Annotated in this window: 22 protein-coding genes; 5 read left to right on the plus strand and 17 right to left on the minus strand. The window is 39.5% G+C overall.

Going from position 1 to position 18817, the window contains the following annotated elements:
- Positions 1–31: 31 nt before the first annotated feature.
- The gene (locus tag HNR53_RS07805; protein ID WP_184524603.1) at positions 32–1381 is read right to left on the minus strand and encodes a glucose-6-phosphate isomerase; all 1350 of its coding nucleotides are present in this window, start codon (positions 1379–1381) and stop codon (positions 32–34) included.
- A 49-nt stretch (positions 1382–1430) separates the two neighbouring features.
- Positions 1431–2594: an iron-containing alcohol dehydrogenase gene (locus tag HNR53_RS07810; RefSeq protein WP_184524605.1), complete on the minus strand. Its 1164-nt coding sequence runs from the start codon at positions 2592–2594 to the stop codon at positions 1431–1433.
- 211 nt (positions 2595–2805) lie between these two features.
- Between HNR53_RS07810 and HNR53_RS07815 the strand changes: the two genes are divergently transcribed.
- A complete protein-coding gene (locus HNR53_RS07815; protein ID WP_184524607.1) occupies positions 2806–3036 on the plus strand; it encodes a DUF378 domain-containing protein in 231 nt (76 codons plus the stop codon).
- Positions 3037–3130: 94 nt separating this feature from the next.
- Here the strand turns inward: HNR53_RS07815 and yugI are convergent, their stop codons facing one another.
- The 7 genes from yugI to HNR53_RS07850 all read right to left on the minus strand — a co-directional run bounded on the left by yugI (position 3131) and on the right by HNR53_RS07850 (position 8868).
- Positions 3131–3538, minus strand: a complete 408-nt coding sequence (gene yugI / locus HNR53_RS07820) for a S1 domain-containing post-transcriptional regulator GSP13 (protein WP_184524609.1) — start codon at positions 3536–3538, stop codon at positions 3131–3133.
- Positions 3539–3804: 266 nt separating this feature from the next.
- Positions 3805–4974 (minus strand): aminotransferase, encoded by a 1170-nt coding sequence (locus HNR53_RS07825; RefSeq protein ID WP_184524617.1) that lies wholly within the window; start codon positions 4972–4974, stop codon positions 3805–3807.
- Positions 4974–5474, minus strand: a complete 501-nt coding sequence (locus tag HNR53_RS07830) for an Lrp/AsnC family transcriptional regulator (protein ID WP_184524620.1) — start codon at positions 5472–5474, stop codon at positions 4974–4976. The genes HNR53_RS07825 and HNR53_RS07830 overlap by 1 nt, the downstream gene beginning before the upstream one ends.
- 270 nt (positions 5475–5744) lie before the next feature.
- A complete protein-coding gene (locus HNR53_RS07835; protein WP_184524622.1) occupies positions 5745–7022 on the minus strand; it encodes a cation:dicarboxylate symporter family transporter in 1278 nt (425 codons plus the stop codon).
- A 363-nt stretch (positions 7023–7385) separates the two neighbouring features.
- Entirely contained in the window at positions 7386–7592 is a 207-nt protein-coding gene (locus tag HNR53_RS07840) for a hypothetical protein (RefSeq protein ID WP_184524624.1), read from the minus strand.
- Positions 7593–7760: 168 nt separating this feature from the next.
- Positions 7761–8381, minus strand: coding sequence for a 3'-5' exonuclease KapD (gene kapD, locus HNR53_RS07845; protein WP_246439417.1), 621 nt, complete (start codon positions 8379–8381; stop codon positions 7761–7763).
- A 247-nt stretch (positions 8382–8628) separates the two neighbouring features.
- Positions 8629–8868, minus strand: coding sequence for a hypothetical protein (locus HNR53_RS07850; RefSeq protein WP_221452258.1), 240 nt, complete (start codon positions 8866–8868; stop codon positions 8629–8631).
- A gap of 157 nt (positions 8869–9025) precedes the next feature.
- Between HNR53_RS07850 and HNR53_RS07855 the strand changes: the two genes are divergently transcribed.
- Positions 9026–9295 (plus strand): DUF1450 domain-containing protein, encoded by a 270-nt coding sequence (locus tag HNR53_RS07855; RefSeq protein WP_184524627.1) that lies wholly within the window; start codon positions 9026–9028, stop codon positions 9293–9295.
- A gap of 33 nt (positions 9296–9328) precedes the next feature.
- On the opposite strand, the gene HNR53_RS07860 is transcribed toward HNR53_RS07855, so the two are convergent.
- Together HNR53_RS07860 and HNR53_RS07865 are read right to left on the minus strand one after the other, a co-directional pair.
- The gene (locus HNR53_RS07860) at positions 9329–10834 is read right to left on the minus strand and encodes a leucyl aminopeptidase (protein ID WP_184524629.1); all 1506 of its coding nucleotides are present in this window, start codon (positions 10832–10834) and stop codon (positions 9329–9331) included.
- A 60-nt stretch (positions 10835–10894) separates the two neighbouring features.
- Positions 10895–11284 (minus strand): DUF309 domain-containing protein, encoded by a 390-nt coding sequence (locus HNR53_RS07865; RefSeq protein ID WP_184524631.1) that lies wholly within the window; start codon positions 11282–11284, stop codon positions 10895–10897.
- A 174-nt stretch (positions 11285–11458) separates the two neighbouring features.
- Between HNR53_RS07865 and HNR53_RS07870 the strand changes: the two genes are divergently transcribed.
- Positions 11459–11938, plus strand: a complete 480-nt coding sequence (locus HNR53_RS07870) for a divergent PAP2 family protein (RefSeq protein WP_184524633.1) — start codon at positions 11459–11461, stop codon at positions 11936–11938.
- A 147-nt stretch (positions 11939–12085) separates the two neighbouring features.
- Here the strand turns inward: HNR53_RS07870 and HNR53_RS07875 are convergent, their stop codons facing one another.
- The 4 genes from HNR53_RS07875 to HNR53_RS07890 all read right to left on the minus strand — a co-directional run bounded on the left by HNR53_RS07875 (position 12086) and on the right by HNR53_RS07890 (position 15323).
- On the minus strand, positions 12086–12760 hold the full coding sequence (locus HNR53_RS07875; RefSeq protein WP_184524635.1) for a 3D domain-containing protein: 675 nt from the start codon (positions 12758–12760) through the stop codon (positions 12086–12088).
- Between the two features lie 120 nt (positions 12761–12880).
- The gene (locus HNR53_RS07880; protein WP_184524637.1) at positions 12881–13204 is read right to left on the minus strand and encodes a YuiB family protein; all 324 of its coding nucleotides are present in this window, start codon (positions 13202–13204) and stop codon (positions 12881–12883) included.
- A 137-nt stretch (positions 13205–13341) separates the two neighbouring features.
- Complete coding sequence (locus tag HNR53_RS07885) at positions 13342–14553, minus strand: NAD(P)/FAD-dependent oxidoreductase (RefSeq protein WP_184524639.1); 1212 nt, start codon at positions 14551–14553, stop codon at positions 13342–13344.
- A gap of 407 nt (positions 14554–14960) precedes the next feature.
- On the minus strand, positions 14961–15323 hold the full coding sequence (locus tag HNR53_RS07890; protein WP_184524641.1) for a HesB/IscA family protein: 363 nt from the start codon (positions 15321–15323) through the stop codon (positions 14961–14963).
- A gap of 159 nt (positions 15324–15482) precedes the next feature.
- Here HNR53_RS07890 and HNR53_RS07895 point away from each other — a divergent pair, with 159 nt between their 5' ends.
- Positions 15483–16163 carry a DUF2225 domain-containing protein gene (locus HNR53_RS07895; protein WP_184524643.1) on the plus strand — a complete coding sequence of 227 codons (681 nt, stop codon included), beginning with the start codon at positions 15483–15485 and terminating at the stop codon, positions 16161–16163.
- Here the strand turns inward: HNR53_RS07895 and HNR53_RS07900 are convergent.
- Positions 16160–16399, minus strand: coding sequence for a YuzB family protein (locus HNR53_RS07900; protein WP_184524645.1), 240 nt, complete (start codon positions 16397–16399; stop codon positions 16160–16162). The two genes, HNR53_RS07895 and HNR53_RS07900, sit on opposite strands and share 4 nt — an antisense overlap.
- 551 nt (positions 16400–16950) lie before the next feature.
- Between HNR53_RS07900 and HNR53_RS07905 the strand changes: the two genes are divergently transcribed.
- Positions 16951–18021: an NAD(P)/FAD-dependent oxidoreductase gene (locus tag HNR53_RS07905; protein WP_184524647.1), complete on the plus strand. Its 1071-nt coding sequence runs from the start codon at positions 16951–16953 to the stop codon at positions 18019–18021.
- 247 nt (positions 18022–18268) lie between these two features.
- Here HNR53_RS07905 and HNR53_RS07910 read toward each other — a convergent pair whose 3' ends face one another.
- A complete protein-coding gene (locus HNR53_RS07910) occupies positions 18269–18601 on the minus strand; it encodes a YuzD family protein (protein ID WP_184524649.1) in 333 nt (110 codons plus the stop codon).
- Positions 18602–18817 lie beyond the last annotated feature (216 nt).

The raw sequence follows: 18817 nt of genomic DNA on the forward strand, positions 1-18817 counted from the left end.
CGAAAAATTTGGTCATCCTCTTCGTCTATGTTTATTGCAACCGTTTTTCTAATTCTGCTTTTTTCTCCTCATAGCCTGGTTTACCAAGCAAAGCAAACATATTCACTTTGTATGCTTCAACACCAGGCTGATCAAATGGATTCACCCCGAGCAAATATCCACTCATCGCACAGGCTTTTTCAAAGAAATAGACGAGATAGCCGAATGTATACTCATCCAGTTTCGGAATCAAAACAGCCAAATTCGGTACGCCCCCGTCTGTGTGGGCAAGCATCGCTCCCTCGAATGCTTTGTTATTCACAAAGTCTATTGTTCGGCCAGCGAGATAATTCAACCCGTCTAAATCATTTTCTGCTTGTTCAATCTTTAACTCCCTGCGCGGAGTTTCTACCTTAATGATGGTTTCAAATAGATCTCGGCGCCCTTCCTGCACATACTGCCCCATTGAATGAAGATCCGTTGAGAAGTTGGCCGATGAAGGGTAGATGCCTTTTTGATCCTTTCCTTCACTTTCCCCAAACAGCTGCTTCCACCATTCAGAAAAATATTGCAGTGCAGGCTCATAATTGATCAACATTTCAATGGTTTTCCCTTTGTTATATAAAATATTTCTTACTGCAGCATATTGGTAGGCCATATTTTCGTTAAGCTCAGATGAACTAAAATCTGTTTGCGCAGCTTGAGCCCCCTTCATTATCGCAGCAATATCCGCCCCACTGACAGCTATTGGCAGCAATCCCACCGCTGTTAATATTGAATAGCGGCCGCCAACATCATCAGGAATAACAAATGTTTCATAACCTTCTTCATCAGCAACCGTTTTTAAAGCACCTTTCGCTTTATCCGTTGTCGCATAAATTCGTTTACCCGCTTCTTCTTTACCGTATTTTTCCTCGAGCAGCTTGCGGAAAATCCGGAAAGCAATAGCCGGTTCTGTTGTTGTACCTGATTTGGAAATAACATTAATGGAGAAGTCTTTTCCTTCCAGTAAATCGATCACGTCCATCATATATGTAGAACTAATATTATTACCGACAAAAATAATCTGCGGCGCTGCGCGTTTCTCTTTTTGAATGATATTATAAAAACTATGCTGCAGCGCCTCAATAGCTGCCCTTGCGCCTAAATAAGAACCGCCGATTCCAATAACTAAAAGGATATCTGAATCACGCTTAATTTTCTCAGCAGTTGTTTGGATACGTAAAAATTCTTCTTTATCATAGTTCTCAGGCAGTTCAATCCAGCCTAAATAATCACTGCCGGCACCGGTTTTTTCATGTAAAGAATGGTGTGCTAACTTTACTGCATCCTGTAAATAAGTCATTTCATGCTCCGCAAAAAAAGCCAGAGCCTTTGAATAATCTAAACGAACATGTGTCATGCACGATCCTCCAGATATTATATCGTCATTTCGCGTATTACAAAATAAATTACAGTGATGCCCGGTAAATGTCAAGGACATCGTTCCGATCTAATTTCCTAAAATTACCAAACTCTCCTCTAGCCATGGCGCGGTCAGCCATTAACTCGAGTTTGCTGTGATCAATACCATAATCAGCTAACCGTGAGGGTGCCCCGATGAGTCTCCAAAATGCACGCAGTTTTTCAATTCCTTCAAGTCCAGCCTCTTCCGCCGTTTTCCCTTCAGGATTTACAGCAAATACACGTACGGCCAACTGTTTGAAACGTTCTGGATTTGCTGATAATGAATGCTTCATCCAGTTTGGGAAAAGAATCGCAAGTCCTCCGCCATGCGGAATATCATATACGGCTGAAACAGCATGCTCCATATTATGCGTGGCCCAATCCCCGTTATACCCCATTGAGAGCATGCCATTTAAGGCCATTGTGCCGCAATATAAAATGGTGGCACGATTTTCATAGCTTTCCAGGTTCTCCAGCAGCTTCGGCGCCGTTTCAATCACGGTTAGAAGAAGCGATTCCAACATGCGGTCCTGCAGATAGGTTTCCCGCTGCACATGGAAGTAATTTTCTAAAGTATGTACCATTATATCCACGATCCCATTAACGGTTTGATCGCGTGGAACGGTGAAGGTGTTCACTGGATCAAGAATAGAGAAACGCGGATAAACAACAGGATTTCCCCACCCATATTTCTCATTCGTTTCCCAATTGGTTATAACAGAGCTCCGATTCATTTCGGATCCGGTGGCCGCAAGTGTCAGCACGGTCCCAAGCGGCAGCGCTTCAGAGACAATGACCTTTTTCGTTACGATATCCCAGGCATCGCCGTCATATTTTGCCCCTGCAGCAATGACCTTCGTACAGTCAATGACACTGCCTCCGCCAACTGCCAATAGAAATTCAATCCCTTCATTTTTACATATTTCAACCCCTTTTCTCACCGTTGAAATACGCGGATTCGGTTCTACACCTGAAAGCTCAAAAACTTCAGTGCCTGCGGCATGTAATAGGTTCATCACTTGATCATATAAGCCGTTTCGTTTAATGCTGCCCCCGCCATAAACAAGAAGAACTTTTTTGCCGTAATAAGGAACTTCATTCTTTAATTGTTCTACCTGACCTTTTCCAAAAATTAATTTAACAGGATTATTATATGTAAAGTTATCCATCTCGAAACCTCCTTTATTTAATCTTCCACTTCTTTTCCAGCCCATTCAAACTACTTTTTTATTATCCTTCAACAAGGAAAGGAATGCAAAATATAACATTCACCGGGATATATTTTGGTATTTCCCTCCATCTCTTTTGTGATGAATATTTGCTTTTGAATCAAGATAGACTAATCATTGCATCAAATTCTTTTTAGGAGGCATTTCGTAGATGAGTACCATACAACGCATTGCACTATTATTTACTGTTATCGGGGCGATTAATTGGGGACTGATAGGCTTTTTCCAATTCAATCTTGTGGCCTCCCTCTTTGGGACTGACTCTCTCATCTCGAGGATCATTTATTGTCTAGTCGGGATTGCTGGTCTAATCAATATTGGACTTCTTTTCAAACCGAAAGAGCAATATTCAAGAGAACCGGAAACTAATCCTGCAAGATAATTAAAAACCTTGAATTTCTGTTTAAATTTTTAACATTATGGATAAAAAAAAAAGAAGTATAGAGCCTATCGATGCCCTATACTTCTTTCGATCATTATTTCTTTATTAAATCATCGCGCTCTGATTGGTCAATCCATTCTTGGAGCTTATCCTTTAATGTATTAAAGCCCTGTGATAGTTCGATATCTGTTGTAATGGCTGCAGCAGCCTGGCGCTTACGCGGTCTTTTGGCTTTTACATCCGCTTCCTGTACAGGTTCCTCTTCCGTAGCACGGATAGACAAACCAATTTTACCCGCCCCTTCATCAATTGAAAGTATTTTAACTTTTACTTCGTCGCCAACTTTCAAATGTTCATGAATATCCTTGACAAAACCATGAGTAATTTCAGAAATATGAACCAATCCCTGATGCTTTTCATCCAACGCTACAAATGCTCCATATGACTGTATTCCGGTAACTTTACCTGTTAGTACACTTCCTATTTCAAACTTTTCTGACATGAAAACACTCCTAATTTATCATTATTTTGTCTCTCGTTATACGCAATAAATAATTATACCATATTTGATGATAATTATCAAAAAAAATAAGCATTCCTCTAGGAGAACACTCAATTGGACCTTCCTCTTTATGACGGTTGAGGAAAATATTCCTTCCCTATCGCGTATAAAATAGGATGATACCGGAAAGACTTCAAGTAAAGGACTTTCTAGTATCCCCCTTTTTTGAAGAGGACATCCAAAAAGGATGTCCCTTTTCATTTCTCCTATAGTGAATCAATAAATTTTTTCATTCGTTTAATGGCCTCCTGAAGCTGCTCCAATGAAGAGGCATAGGAACAACGGATATGACCTTCGCCGCTTTCACCGAATACATCTCCCGGTACAACAGCTACTCCTTCTTGTTTCAATAAAGCTTCCGCGAACTCCTGTGAGCTTAAACCAGTTGACGCCACCGAAGGGAAGGCATAAAACGCACCTCCAGGAACATGACAGGTTAATCCGATTTCATTAAAGGACTGCACGATAAAATTCCGCCGGCGGCGATAGCTTTTGACCATTTCATCCACATCGGAACGGCAAGTTTTGAGTGCTTCCAACGCTGCATATTGGGCCATAGTGGAGGCGCACATCATGGCATATTGATGTATCTTTAACATCGCACTTGTGATTTCTTCCGGTGCACAGACAAAACCAAGACGCCAGCCTGTCATAGCGAAGCCCTTTGAAAAACCATTTACCAATAGCGTTCTTTCCCGCATCCCATTTATTGCCGCCATACTTGTGTATTCTTCATCATAAACAAGCTCAGCATAAATTTCATCAGCAATAATAAGTAAATCATGTTTTTCTGCTAATGCCGACAACTTTTCCAGTTCACTTTTATTCAGCATCGTGCCTGTCGGGTTATTTGGCGAACAAATTAAAATAGCTTTCGTCTTATCAGTAATGGCTTCTTCAATTTGACTCGGCAAAATCTTGAAATCATTTTCTTTTGTTGCCTGAACCGTTACAGCAACTCCTCCAGCAAGAGTTACCATTGGAGCATACGAGACAAAACACGGTTCTACCACAATGACTTCATCTCCCGGGTCAAGAATTGCCCGCATAGCAATATCAATCGCTTCGCTTGCACCGACCGTTACGATGATTTCCGACTTAGGAGAATACTCTACATCGAATTGTGTTTTCATATATTTAGCAATTTCTTCACGCAGCTCCAAGAGACCTGCATTAGCGGTATAAGAGGTATAACCTTGTTCCAATGAGTTGATGGCAGCCTCTCTAACAGCCCATGGCGTAACAAAATCAGGTTCTCCTACACCGAGAGAGACAACGCCCTCCATCCCGGCTGCTAAATCAAAAAAACGGCGGATACCTGATGGTTTTAATTCTTGAACAGTTTTTGAAATATAACTACTCTTGGTTGTTTTCATCAAGGAGACACCACAATTCTTTTGTCTTTATTTTCTGTTCCAAAGATAATTCCGTCGTGTTTATATTTTTTCAAAATAAAGTGCGTGGTCGTTGAAATAACAGAATCGAGTGTTGAAAGCTTTTGATGTACAAAGTGTGCTACCTCATTCATTGATTTTCCTTCAATAATAACAGATATATCGTAAGTACCTGACATGAGGTAAACAGAATCCACTTCTTTAAAACGGTAAATCCGCTCCGCAACATCTTCAAAGCCAACACCGCGTTTTGGTGTTACTTTTACATCGATCATCGCGGTTACTCCGGAATGCCCTTCAACCTTCTCCCAGTCAATGACCGTAATATATCTCACAATCACCTTATTATCTTCCAGTTTTTTAATGGATTGTTCAGTTTCTTCGACAGACAGCCCAATCATTTTTGCTACATCTTCAATCGCGATGCGGGCATCTTTTTCTAGAATTTCAACAATCTCCAATTCTTTTTCTGTTAAATTCATGGAAAGACCTCCATATGTTTTAAAATATATATATTATAGCAAAATTCACGTGTATGGTACGGACTTTTTTATGATTTTCAAAATAAAGTTCCTCTATATTTTTTCAAACTCTGACTTTTTCCATGCAAAGAAAAAGGATCGCCCCAAAAGTAAAGGTGTCAGACATCACAACAAAGGAGCTAGTATCACTTTACATATATCTGCACGGATCTAGATAAATTGTGGTCGACTGACACCTGAGGGACAATCCTATTTAGGAATATTTAACAATTAACTGATTTTATCTTCTGCTATTTCTGTTTTCGCCGCGGAATGAAGGATTTGGTTACCCGTAAATTCACCTTCCCATTTTGAAATGACAATGGTAGCAAGGGAATTCCCAATAACATTGACAACAGTACGAGCCATATCAAGAATTCGGTCAATACCAGCAATAAATGCCAGCCCTTCGATTGGAATGCCGACTGTTCCTAAAGTAGCCAGCAGGACGACAAAGGACACACCAGGCACACCGGCAATCCCCTTTGATGTAACCATCAGTACCAACATCAGCGAAACTTGAGCCCCGATACTCATGTCGATCCCGTACATTTGCGCAATAAAGATCGCGGCGAGTGCCTGATAGAGAGTAGATCCATCTAAATTAAAGGAGTAACCTGTAGGAATAACGAATGAAGTGATATGCTTCGGACAGCCGGCACGTTCCATTTTTTCCATAATCTTGGGTAAAACGGTTTCTGAGCTTGAAGTAGAATAAGCAAGGATTAGTTCATCCTTTAAAATACCAATTAATCTAAAAATATTAAACCCGGCCAACTTTGCAACAAGTCCGAGAACAACGATGATAAAAAAGGCCATCGTTGCATAAACAAGAATGACAAGCTTGCCAAGCGGCATAAGTGATGCAATACCAAATTTCGAAACCGTTACTCCGATTAGGGCAAAAACACCAAATGGGGCAAATTTCATAATTTGGTTCGTGACATAAAACATGGCATCAGCTGTGCCCTGGAAAAAACGCAGAACCGGTTTCCCTTTGTCACCAATTGCTGCCAATCCGAGACCAAATACAACCGAGAAGAAAATAATGGCCAGCATATCCCCTTCAGCAACAGCCTTAATCGGATTAGTTGGAACGATGTTAACAAAAGTTTCAGCCATCGAATGTGATTCTGTTTTTTCTGCCGTATCTACATAGCTATGGATATCCGTTTTTTGCAGTGTGTCCATATTGACGCCTTCACCAGGCTGAAAAATGTTAGCGGACAGAAGTCCGATAACAATGGCTATCGTTGTAATGATTTCAAAATAAAGCAGGGTTTTTCCGCCGATTTTCCCAAGCTTTTTTGTATCTCCTACTCCTGCCACGGCAATAATAATACAGGATATGACAATTGGGACAACGATCATTTTGATTAAACGGAGAAAGATATCACCGATCGGTTGTAAATAGGCTGCAATATGCGGATTGCCATAAAAAACGGCCCCCACAATGATTCCGAGAATAAGTCCGATAAATATCTGCCAGGCTAAACTAATTCTTTTCATCAAATTCCCCCCTTAATAGTTAGATTTTTGTATATATTAACGATGTGCATCAGTACGGGAAACAAAATAAAGGCAATAAAAAAAGACATCTTCTATGCCTTTTTAGCAGTCATTACAGCTTTTTGTACCATCCGTTTCCACGAACGCTTTCTATACTATAATAGTATAGTATTTTTATAAAGATGTAAATGTATTATATTTACATATTTTGTGAAACAAATTCAATAAAACACCTTATAAAGGATAATTCATTTAAGATATAGTTTCTCCACAGAAACACATATTACTATTTCCAAATAACTTATTTCTGTTTCTAATATTTATTATTGCCGAAATTAACTAAAAATAAAAAGAACAGCACTATCAGCTGTCCTTTTCGCGGGCATTTAACTTTAAACGTTCTTCTAATTCCTTCGCTTTTTTTTCCTCCCGTTTTGACCAGTTAACCACTACTTTCATAACCAGCACGGCAATGAGCACCATGATCATAAGCTTAAGGAGCGCTGGAATATACTCCATCTTATTTTCAGGAAAATATAAAAAGAATGACAAAACATATGGCAGAAACATGGATATTTCTTCCCTTCTCTGTACTTAGTACCATTTTAAACATTATAACAATGTTTTTATTTTCTTTCTATTATTCTGAATTTTCGCCAAGTATGGGCCCTTCTCCCTTGAAATAAAGAGAATTTATAGCAAAACGAAAAAGCCAAATCACGCATAAAGATTTGGCTTTTAGGCAAACTCATTAAATAGCTGGGAAAAATCAACCCGATCTCCAATCGTTGTTTTATCCGGGTTATGCAGATACTGCTTATCCTTTTCTACTAATTTGAAAATGTTATAGGTTGTTAACGCATCATCTAAGGCCCGGTGATGTTTCCCAACACCGTCTCTGCCATACTCCTGCACAGCTTTCCAAAGTCCGGTTTGATTCTTGTCACCGAAGAAACGCTTATACTCCATAGACAAATCTACCTCTCTGGCGTTAAAGGGTAAGCTAAGATCAGCCTGATGGCAGTTATGGCGCAGTACTTTCATATCCATATTCCCCCAAGTAACGACTGTATTTTTACACCCGTTTGTTAATGAGGAAAACTTCTGAATCAGTTCATGAAAGGTGATTCCTTGATTTACTTGCTCTTGGCTGATTCGAAGAAATGATTTACAGCGTTCCGTCAGGACAGGAAAACGAACAGGTACTACATAAGATGAATATTTTTCATAAATCTGATCATTTACAACCGCGACAATTCCAGCTTCAATAATTTCAGGATAAAACCCCTTCATTTTTTTACCTTTTTCCGGCATTGTAAATTCAAAATCAACAAATAAATATTGCTGTTCGTCTACCAACCTTCCACCTTCCTTTATCAAATGGCGCGGCAGGCATGTTATTAAAATGTATTCCGTTTTTGAAACCCCAATAACATACCCTTCCATTCTTGTTTTCTATTATTATACCATACCTCCTGAGCACAAGTGAAACACTGCGCCCTGCAAAATGCTTTGTCCTTAATGCTTAAAATCTTTTTTGGATCAAGCTGGTCCTATCAAACAAAGCAAAAAAGCTCTCGAGTCCGAGAGCTTTTTGACTTATCCATTAATAATATGGGACTCCGTATCCAAAACCGGCGCCGTATGGCGGGAAGGCTCCGTATGGTGGAAAGGCACCGTATGGAGCGTATGGCATAAACGGATATGGACGCGGACGCGACAAGAGTAGCGCGGCGCCGCCAGCGCCAACGGCTCCCCCTACGAGCCCTCCCAACAATGCGCCAGCAAACGGAACACCAAAGAAAAATCTTTGATTATTATAGTACGGGTTTCGGTATGCGTTCAATGGGGTAAACCTCCTTCTTATCTTTCATATTATTTCATATGCAATAAACACCCATCACGCTTGGGCAAAGGAGGAAAACTGGGAAAACTTTCAGATGCTTCTATATCTTTTGAGTGGTAAAATATTCTTCGTATAGTATTTTATGAACCAGAGGTGGATGACAATTAAGTTACTGCAGAAGCTTGGCCGCAGGAAAAAAGTAAAGTTGCAATTTTGCCGGAACAACTTGGATCGCTTTTTAGACGGACCTTCATTCAGCCAATATGAGATTTTTTTTCAAGAGGAACAAATAAATATGAAGGAATATAAATGTCTAAGCCATTGTGAACTTTGCGCAGACAAGCCTTACGCTATATTAAATGGTGAAATCATTGAAGCTGATACCGCTTTGGAGCTTTTAGAGCTAATCAAAATGAAAGTAAAATAATAGAGGACGCCCATTCACGGGCGCCCCATTGATTTATTCCTCCGTTTCAAACCTCTCAACGAGAAGCGCCAGAGTACGAACCATTACTCCTGTCGCCCCTGCCGGACCGAGATCATTGGCGTTCTTCCTCACCGCAGTACCCGCAATATCTAAATGCACCCACGGCGTATCTTCGGCAAACTCTCCGATAAACGCACCGCCCATAATCGCATGACCTTCACTTCCCGGTGAGTTATTTAAATCAGCGATTTTGCTGTTTCGTACCCGTTCTTTGTCACGTTCAAACAATGGCAGCCGCCAAATAGGTTCACCCGCCTCAAATGATGCCTCAAGTACCTGTTCAAACCACGCTTCGTTATTGGTCAGGGCACCTGTCGTTTCTGTTCCGAGCGCTGTGATGACCCCTCCAGTTAGTGTAGCCGCATCAACAAGATAATTGGCCCCATGATGTTTTGCATAGGTCATTGCATCGGCAAGGACTAGACGTCCTTCTGCATCCGTATTTAACACTTCAATGGTCTTTCCGCTCAGCGATGTAATGACATCATCAGGCTTTAAGGCATGACCGCCAATCATATTATCGGTTGCAGGAATCACGGCAACGACATTTTGTTCCGGTTTCAGTTCCCCGATGATTTCCATCGCCCCCAGAACCGCTGCCGCACCGCCCATATCGGTTTTCATCCCGACAATACCGGTTTTTGTCTTTAATGAATAACCGCCTGTATCAAAGGTAATTCCTTTCCCCACTAATCCAATGACGTCTTTCCATTCTTCCTTAGCCTGATATTTCAACACGATCATTTTTGGCGGTTCGCTTGACCCTTGATTAACAGCTAAAAGAGCCCCCATACCAAGCTTTAACATGTCTTCCTTTTCTAAAATTTCCACTTCAAAATCGTACTTGGCACCTAATTCTTTTGCATATTCTGCGAGATCAGCGGCTGTTAATAAATTCCCTGGAAGATTCACTAATGTTCTTGCCGAGTTTGTGGCATTTCCATAAACATAACCGACCGTTAATGCCGCCATTGCCTCTTCTTCATCTGCTGCTTCCGTATAAACGGTAATATGGTTGATGTTTTTTTCCGGCTCATTGGATTTTTGCTTGTATCCCTCAAATCGATACGCTGCAAGTGCAAGTGCTTCTCCTAATGCATGTGCCGCGTCGAGGGCTCCCACTTTTTCAGTAATAAAGGAATCTAAATAGACCGCTGCTTCCTCGTGCTTCTCCTCTTTTATTTTTTTCACAACAGCACCGAAAATTCCCCGTAATGCTTCAAAGGAAAGTGCTGCTTCTTTCCCTAACCCAACGAAATAAAGACGCTTCACAGCCATTTTGCCCATTGTATGTATTTTGCTTAGCTTTTTTTTCCTGGCTGAAATATCCCCATCTTTCACAAGTTCAGTTAACCCGCCTGCAAATGCTTGATCCAGTTCTAAAAGCTGCCCTTCGAATTTAGCCGGTTTCTCAAACAGGCCAATGATTAAACTTTCATGTTCAGCTGAAAAGGGTTTTTCGATTTGCACTGAAAACATGTATCCCGCCTCCTTTAATGAATACCATTATTATAGCCAAGAGTAAGAAATAATTCGACTTTACGTATTGTCCTCTAAATAGAGAAATAATTTCGGTAATTTTGGTAATGTACCGGTATCCTCAAATGAAACTTTATCGATATGCTGTGGTATAATAGAGAGAGAATTTCCAATAAATTCAATCACCTGTTCAAGGTTTAATCCCCAGTGTTTTGGACGGTATCCTGCTAAATAAAGACCAGCAGTCTCCATCATGGCACGGGCCCCTTTAATATTGCCGTATTCATAGTGGTAAATCGCAACACTCATTTGCAATAAGCCCTTTAAAAAAAAGTTTTGCTTATCCGTCATCCACATTTCTTCTAGAAGATCATGACAGGTATAATAATCGCCTTCGTTAAAGGAAATAAAAAATTGGTAATATTCCATAGGATAAATCACGAGTCTCATTCTCCCTCCGGATTTCGCCTTTTTGATATATATAGTAGCAAACGAGAAAGCATAACACTAAAATATTACAAATATTACCTGACTCATCGATTCGCTACCCATATTCGAATGGATTGCCGTTTCTGAAAATTTCATTTGATTATAAAATTCAACAAAAGGCAGGTTGTATCCATCATGGCCATTTTAGAAAACTTCTCGCTTTGGGCAGCTTTAACTTCCATCTTTTTCGCTCAATTTGTAAAGGTTCCCATTCAATTAATTTTACTAAAAAAGGTAGATTGGTCGCTGATTGTCAGTACCGGAGGAATGCCGAGTTCCCATTCTGCAGCCGTTACAGCTGTCTCTACCGGTATAGCTCTTGAGGTCGGAATGGATTCCCCTTTATTTGCCGTATCAGCTGTATTTGCCATTATTACGATGTTTGATGCTTCAGGAGTCCGAAGGCAAGCCGGTGAACAAGCAGCTGTACTCAATCAGTTAGCGGCAGATTTCAATCTTCTTTTGAAGGATATGAAGGCCTGGCACCATATGGAGGAAAAGGAAAAGCATAAAGAGTTGAAAGAACTCCTTGGACATAAGCCAATTGAGGTGTTTTTCGGCGGATTGACCGGCATTCTTTTGACGCTTGTCTTATATTATATTTTCAATGGATAAGACGATAGAAAATGAGGATAAATAAGAAAGAGTATTCAGTAGAAAAAGGTGTCAGATAACCACGATGATCGATCCGCCCGGCATGATCATACCGGAGGCATCAATTTCGTGGATGTCCGACACCTTTTTGTGTCAACTTCCTGTTTTTTATTTTCTTTCAGGATTTACATACTGTTGGCGAAACACCTGCATCGATACATCCTCATTTAAAGACATTAAATCATGTTCCGTTAATGAACCGTCTCCCATTTCAACGACATACACATCTAATTCCTTTTTGCCCCAATGTGTATATACGTCATCGACCGTTTCATAATAAAGATCTACGCGGTTCCCTTTAATGGCACCGCCTTTATCTGCCACTACACCGAACCCGTACTCCGGGATAAAGAGGATGGTTCCAATCGGAAACACACTTAAATCAGCTGCGACGGTTGAATAGAGATCTCTTTTGACTTTAACCCCTGAATAAGTAATGCCGAACTCAGGATGATCCGGGTTTTTCCCTGTCGATTCATATCCGGCAGTATATCCTGTCGCCACTACTTTTTTTACCGGATACTTTGACCAGTCAAACTGTTTCTCAAGATTCGGTTCTGTTTTGCCTAAAGCAATTTCGGAATCTGCCTTTACAGATTGTACGACTGCATAAAGAGTATGATTTTTAATCGAATAGCTAATATCACCCTTTACTTTCTCATAGATAGAAGCTGCAATTGATTTTGCCTCTACTCCTGTTATGAATTGAAAAGTAGATGTTAATGCTGCAATAAACAATACCGACATTAGCATCCGAATAGAAACCATTTTTAACCTGTCCATTTTTAGCTCATTCCTCCCAAAACTATTCATTTCCTAAGAGCGATAGAATTATGCATGAATAGTGGAGAAATAAAATCAGCCTTTTTGGACAATAAAAAAAGAGACTGCACGAGCCTCTCTTTAGAACATCTGATACCCTCTTTTTCGCAGTGCTTTAATAGTGACACCCGCTGCAATCGCTCCCAATAAACCGGTTACCAGAATTAAGATATCCGCTAAAGCCAGGTTAGATATTCGAGTAAGCAAATCCGAAAAAGAATGGCCTGCATCGGTAAAATATTCAATAAAACGAACCTTGTCGATAATAAAAATGGCAATAACCGGGTAAATAATCGCCATAATCCATGACATTCTTAATAACATATTTAAAATAAAACCAATTCCATAGAATAAAACGAAAAAAAGCACCATAGAAATAAGCAAAACAACGATATTCATCTGCATATGTATCCCCCCTTATCCTTTTTAGTGTACTGAATCGATTTTTTCCAGTCAATCCATATATCAGGAGAGATTTAGGAACAAATTAATATTTTCACAAAAAAGGGAACGAATCATCTTCGTTCCCTTTTTTAAGTGGATTAGATAAAGTTGAATTTTCCTTTTTTAAGCATTAAGGAAATACCGCCAATCATCAATAAAGCACGGTTATCAATAACTTTCTTCATGAATGAAGCTGGAGTTCCGACTAATTTTTTGCCATATACAACGCCAATTGCATTATGGTCGCCAAGTGAACATACCGTTCCTTTAATATCCGGAACAAACTTCTCAAGATCATTTTGATTACGCATTAATTTTGCGATATTTTTCGCAACCGCAATCCCTTGCTGCATCGCAATTTGTGCTGTAGGCGGATACGGACGGTTAATCTCTTCATTAATAACAAGCGCACAGTCACCGATAATGAAAATATCGTTAAATCCAGGTGCCCTTAAATCAGGCTCTACTTTCACACGTGCTCTCATTGACTCAATACCGGAAGTTTCGATTACAGCATTTCCGCGGACACCTGCTGCCCAAACAACTGTACCTGCTTTAATTTCTTCAATCTCATCTTCGCCTTTACCAACTTTGATTCCATCTGGTGCGCATTCTTTTATCGCAGTGCCAATTTTGAACTCTACACCTTTGCCTTCTAAGAATGAAACGGCATATTTAACAAGTTCAGGATCAAAGCCTGGCAGTACAGTCGGAGCTGCTTCAACACACATGATTTTTACCTTGCTTTGCTCAACATCATATTCCTGGCAAAGTTTTGGAATGCGTTCAACTAGTTCTCCAAGGAACTCAATTCCGGTAAACCCGGCACCGCCGACAACAATCGCTAATTTATTATCATCTTGTTCATCGTGATACGTTGAGAATTGATATTCAATATGTTCACGAATACGTCTTGCCGCATTTACGTTTACAATTGAGAATGCATATTCTTTTAAGCCTTTAATACCAAATGTTTCTGATTCGCCGCCTAAAGCAACAACTAAATAATCATATGCAAGTTCGCTTTTTTCAAGCAAAACCTTTTTCTCTTCAGCTTTAATTTCCATAACAGTATCTTGAACAAACTCAACCTTATTGCGGTCAAGAACGTTTTTAATATCGTAACGTACACGGTCGTGGTGTAAAGTCCCTGCAGATGCTTCATGCAGCCATGTTGTTTCGTAGTGATAATCGTTTTTATTCACTAATACAATATCCGCTTCATTTACTCCCAATGCTTTCTGTAATTTGGTTGCTGTCATTAAACCGCCGTAACCTGCACCTAAAATAACTATTTTTGGTTTTTTCAAATCGATCTTCCCCTTTGTTTATTTTTTCACATTTTGCTCTATGCTTAGTTGTACTTTTCCCTTACCCCATATCTTTATTTACAGGAAAAAGTTTGTGATATCCTTCACGTTGTTGTACAAAAAAAAGTAATAATAATGTCACAGAATGTTAACAATTTCTTTATGCAATTATTATATTATTCCTTTTCAAAAAGTTTTTCAAGCCCTTAATATTGTTTATACTTGTATACATGAAACTTAAACTAATAAATTAATCAGAATTATACATCTTTTGTAAAATTTCAGTCTTGTCCCTTTATGACATTATATGGTTCTGTTGTAAAATTGACAATGAAACGTTACTTTTATGGAGATAAGTAAGGGATATTCTAAAAAGCTGACTTATGAAGTCAGCTTTTTCTTGAAGATTAGCAATTCTCAGGATTTCCAGCTTGTTCTGCTGTACGGAAAGACGAACCGCAGCCGCATGTCGCAATCGCATTCGGATTATCAATAGTAAACCCGCCGCCCATCATGGACTGCTTGTAATCAATAATCGTACCGTTTAATACGAGAGCATCCTCTTTATGAACGACTATTTTTAATCCATGTTGTTCAAATTGATGATCATCTTCTTCGGCTTCTTCTACAAATCCCATGCCGTAGGAAAGACCGCTGCAGCCCCCGCCCTTTACAGCAACTCGAAGAAAAGAACCTTCCTCTTCATTTTGTTTCATCATTTCTTTTATTTGAAGAGCGGCAGCCTCTGTTATTTTCACCATTGCACTCATTTCAATTCCCCCTTTAACCATAGTACTTATATTATATACACAATATGTCAGACCCACAACTTATGCTATTTCATGTAAAGAGTCTAAAATACATAGTCTTTATTACCTAATTTAGTTTATAATAAGATAAGTATTTCTTCCTAATAAGAGGTGATTGATATGACTGTACTTGAAGCATTATTTGATAAAAAGTGTACCTGTCATTTATGTGGACACCGTTTTACTTCAAAAAAAATACGTTCACGTTATATAAAATGTCTTAACCACGACACTGACTTTTGTCCTAACTACGAGGATATTGAACATAATCCATTACTCTATACGATTTATGTCTGCCCGGACTGCGGCTATTCCTTTTCAGATGATTCTACACCACCAATAACAACAACTGTAAAGAAAATACTAGAAGAAAAGATTCGCAAAAACTGGACACCCCGAAGCTATTCAGACAAACGAACAATCGACGATGCGATCACTGCTTACAAACTGGCTTTCTATTGTTCCACATTGAAAAAGGAAAAACATGTAGTCATCGCCGGGATTTCCTTGCGCATTGCCTGGCTGAATCGCCTGCAGCAGAATTGCGAACAGGAGCAGCGCTTTATGGCCATTGCTTTACATGAGTATACCGAGGCTTATAACACCCTTGACTTTTTGGGGACCCAGCTTACAGAACTGAAGGTTCTTTATTTATTAGGAGAATTATCACGGAGGACAGACAAAACAGCCGAGGCCAGAAAATATTTCTCGAAAGTGATCGAAAAACAAAGGACATCGGCTGAACTTAGAATTATCGAAATGGCAAAAGAAAGATGGCGTGAAATGAGAGATTCTTCTTAAAAGACTACGTTCTCATCTATAAATTGGTAAATATGTTCAACCAGCTGCTCAGGGGTTTCCCCTGTTACGACTTCTCCATTAACTAAGGCAAATAGAGAATGGGCACATTTACCGCAATTGCTGAGACAGCCATATTCAACAACGTCTAAATTGGAATCCCGCTCCAATATTTCTCTTGCTTTTTGTGCTCCTTCTGCTAAATTACTGATACAAAATTCTATAATTGGTCTATACATATACTCCCTCACTCAAATCCAAAAGGCTTGTTAAAGATGTTTATTATTTATTCTCTCAGCCTTGTTCCAGAGCTGTCAACATTTACTTTAACAAGCCCTGCAAAAAGGCACCTTTTGGTTAACATAATAAAACATCCTATCGTTTATCGATCCACATTGCAAGTGAATTGCCTATCCAAAATATCAAGATAAATTCCCTCTACAGGCAATAAAAGTGTCAAATAACTTACTATTTAATAAATCTTTTATAAACATTGAGATTTTGTCACAATTTAGATATACTTTACATGATGAATTATTTCTTTATAATTAATAGATTTTATGAATAATTAATAGAGCACTATTTTTAAGATGAATACGTTTACATTGTCCATTCAAAAATAATATTGAAAGATAACGTTTTAAAAGAATTTTTTCGCGCTGGTTCATGAGTATGAGCGCAAATTCGACAGAACAAATTTGATTATAGATAAAAAGAGACCTTGTCCATAGTTCATTGGTTAATAAATCATTGCATGATGCAAGAATGAACATTTAAAGGGGAAATAACTATGAAAAATCTTATTATACTTGGTGGAGGGTATGGAGGAATCAAGATTATAGAGCGGCTCCTTTCCAGTAAAGAATTACCGGAAGATCTCTCGATTACTTTAATTGATAAGTCTCCGAAGCGATGCTTTAAAATAAAGTTTTACGCTCTTGCTGCTGGTTCAGCATCTGACCATGATGTACGAATTGATTTTCCAAATCATCCGAAACTAAAATTTATTAACTCGGAGATTACGGATATTAACTTAGATGAGAATAAAGTTCACATCGCTGACAGAGACCCGGTCCATTTTGATTACTTGATTATCGGGTTAGGAAGCGAAGATAAATTTCAAAATGTTCCCGGTGCTAAAGAATATACACACAGCATTCAAACCGTTGACAGTGCTCTTAACACATATAAAAAGCTTAAAAGCCTTCCCTCCGGCTCGGTTGTATCGATTGTCGGAGCAGGTTTGACTGGTGTTGAACTGGCTTCTGAATTGATCGAAAGCAAAATGGATATTAAACTGCAAATTTTTGACCGTGGTAATTATATCTTATCCGCGTTTCCTGAAAAATTGAGTGTATATGTGCAAAATTGGTTTGATAATCATGGGGTAGAAATTAATAATCATGCCAATATTACAAAGGTTGCTGAAAATACATTATTCAATCATTTTGAACCGATTCATTCTGATGCCATTATCTGGACGGCAGGAATTCAGCCAAATCAGGTTGTACAAAGGTTGAATGTAGAGAAGGATCAAAGGGACCGAGTTATTTTAACAGCGCAGCATCAAATTCCAAACCACGAACATGTCTATGTGGTAGGAGATTGTGCCAGCCTTCCTCATGCGCCAAGCGCCCAGCTTGCTGAGGGTCAGGCAGAGCAGATTGCCCAGGTTTTATTGAAGCAGTTGAATGGTGAGCGATTTACCGAAGAATTGCCTCCTATTAAGCTGAAGGGGATGCTGGGTGCTTTAGGCAAAAAGAATGGGTTTGGTCTTGTGGCTGAGAAGCTGGTGACGGGGCGTGTTGCGCGGCTGTTGAAGTCGGGCGTGCTATGGATGTACAAATACCACCGCGGATAGAGAGATGGGGCGTACTGTTTCACGTGCGCCCGGCTGTCAGGTAATGCCTGACAGCCTTTTTTGGCGTCTGGGTGCAAACTGGTAAAAGGTGATGACTAGTTTGTAATCGTTATCAAGTTAAAGGACAGACACTGTTTGATGAGTGGTTTTCTGTTTGTTTGGTGGTCGCTTGTTGGCAGGGCGTACTGCTTCACGTACGCATAGGGGGCGGGTTTTATCCCGCCCCCTTTTTTATTGCTGCAGTTGTTTATTGTTCTGCAGGTTTGTAGCCGTACTGTTCTAGTTCGGTGTAGAGGGTTTTAAGGCGCAGGCTGCCTTCCCCAATAATTTTGTTGTTGATGGTGATGACTGGATAGAACAGGTCCTCATCGATAACCTTTTGGGCGAATTGCTGTTTTTCCTTCTCCTCAGGCGGCTGAAATATGTCTACGTAGGTAAATTCGAAGGGCTGATTAGGAAATTTACGGGTAACCGCTGCCTCAATCCATTCGTATGTTTCTTTTGAAGAAGGCAGATTGACACAGCTGGCACAAATCTGTTCGGCTCCATAAATGATAATCTCAACGTCTTTCTGTTTCATGGTATACACCTCATATATTATTCATAAGTTTATTTGTCCAATGGAGGAGATTAGATATATCTTAACATATTAAATAATGATTTTCATTTTCAATGCTTCCTGAGGAGGGCGAGGAAACCCACCGTCCTCTGAGCGTACGTAAAACAGTTCGCCCCATTTAATGGATTTCCATTCTCAATTATAGCTTTTTTTATCCATTGTGATTATAATAATAAT

This window comes from Bacillus benzoevorans (genome assembly GCF_014207535.1).
In the GTDB taxonomy this organism is placed as follows: domain Bacteria; phylum Bacillota; class Bacilli; order Bacillales; family Cytobacillaceae; genus Bacillus_BD; species Bacillus_BD benzoevorans.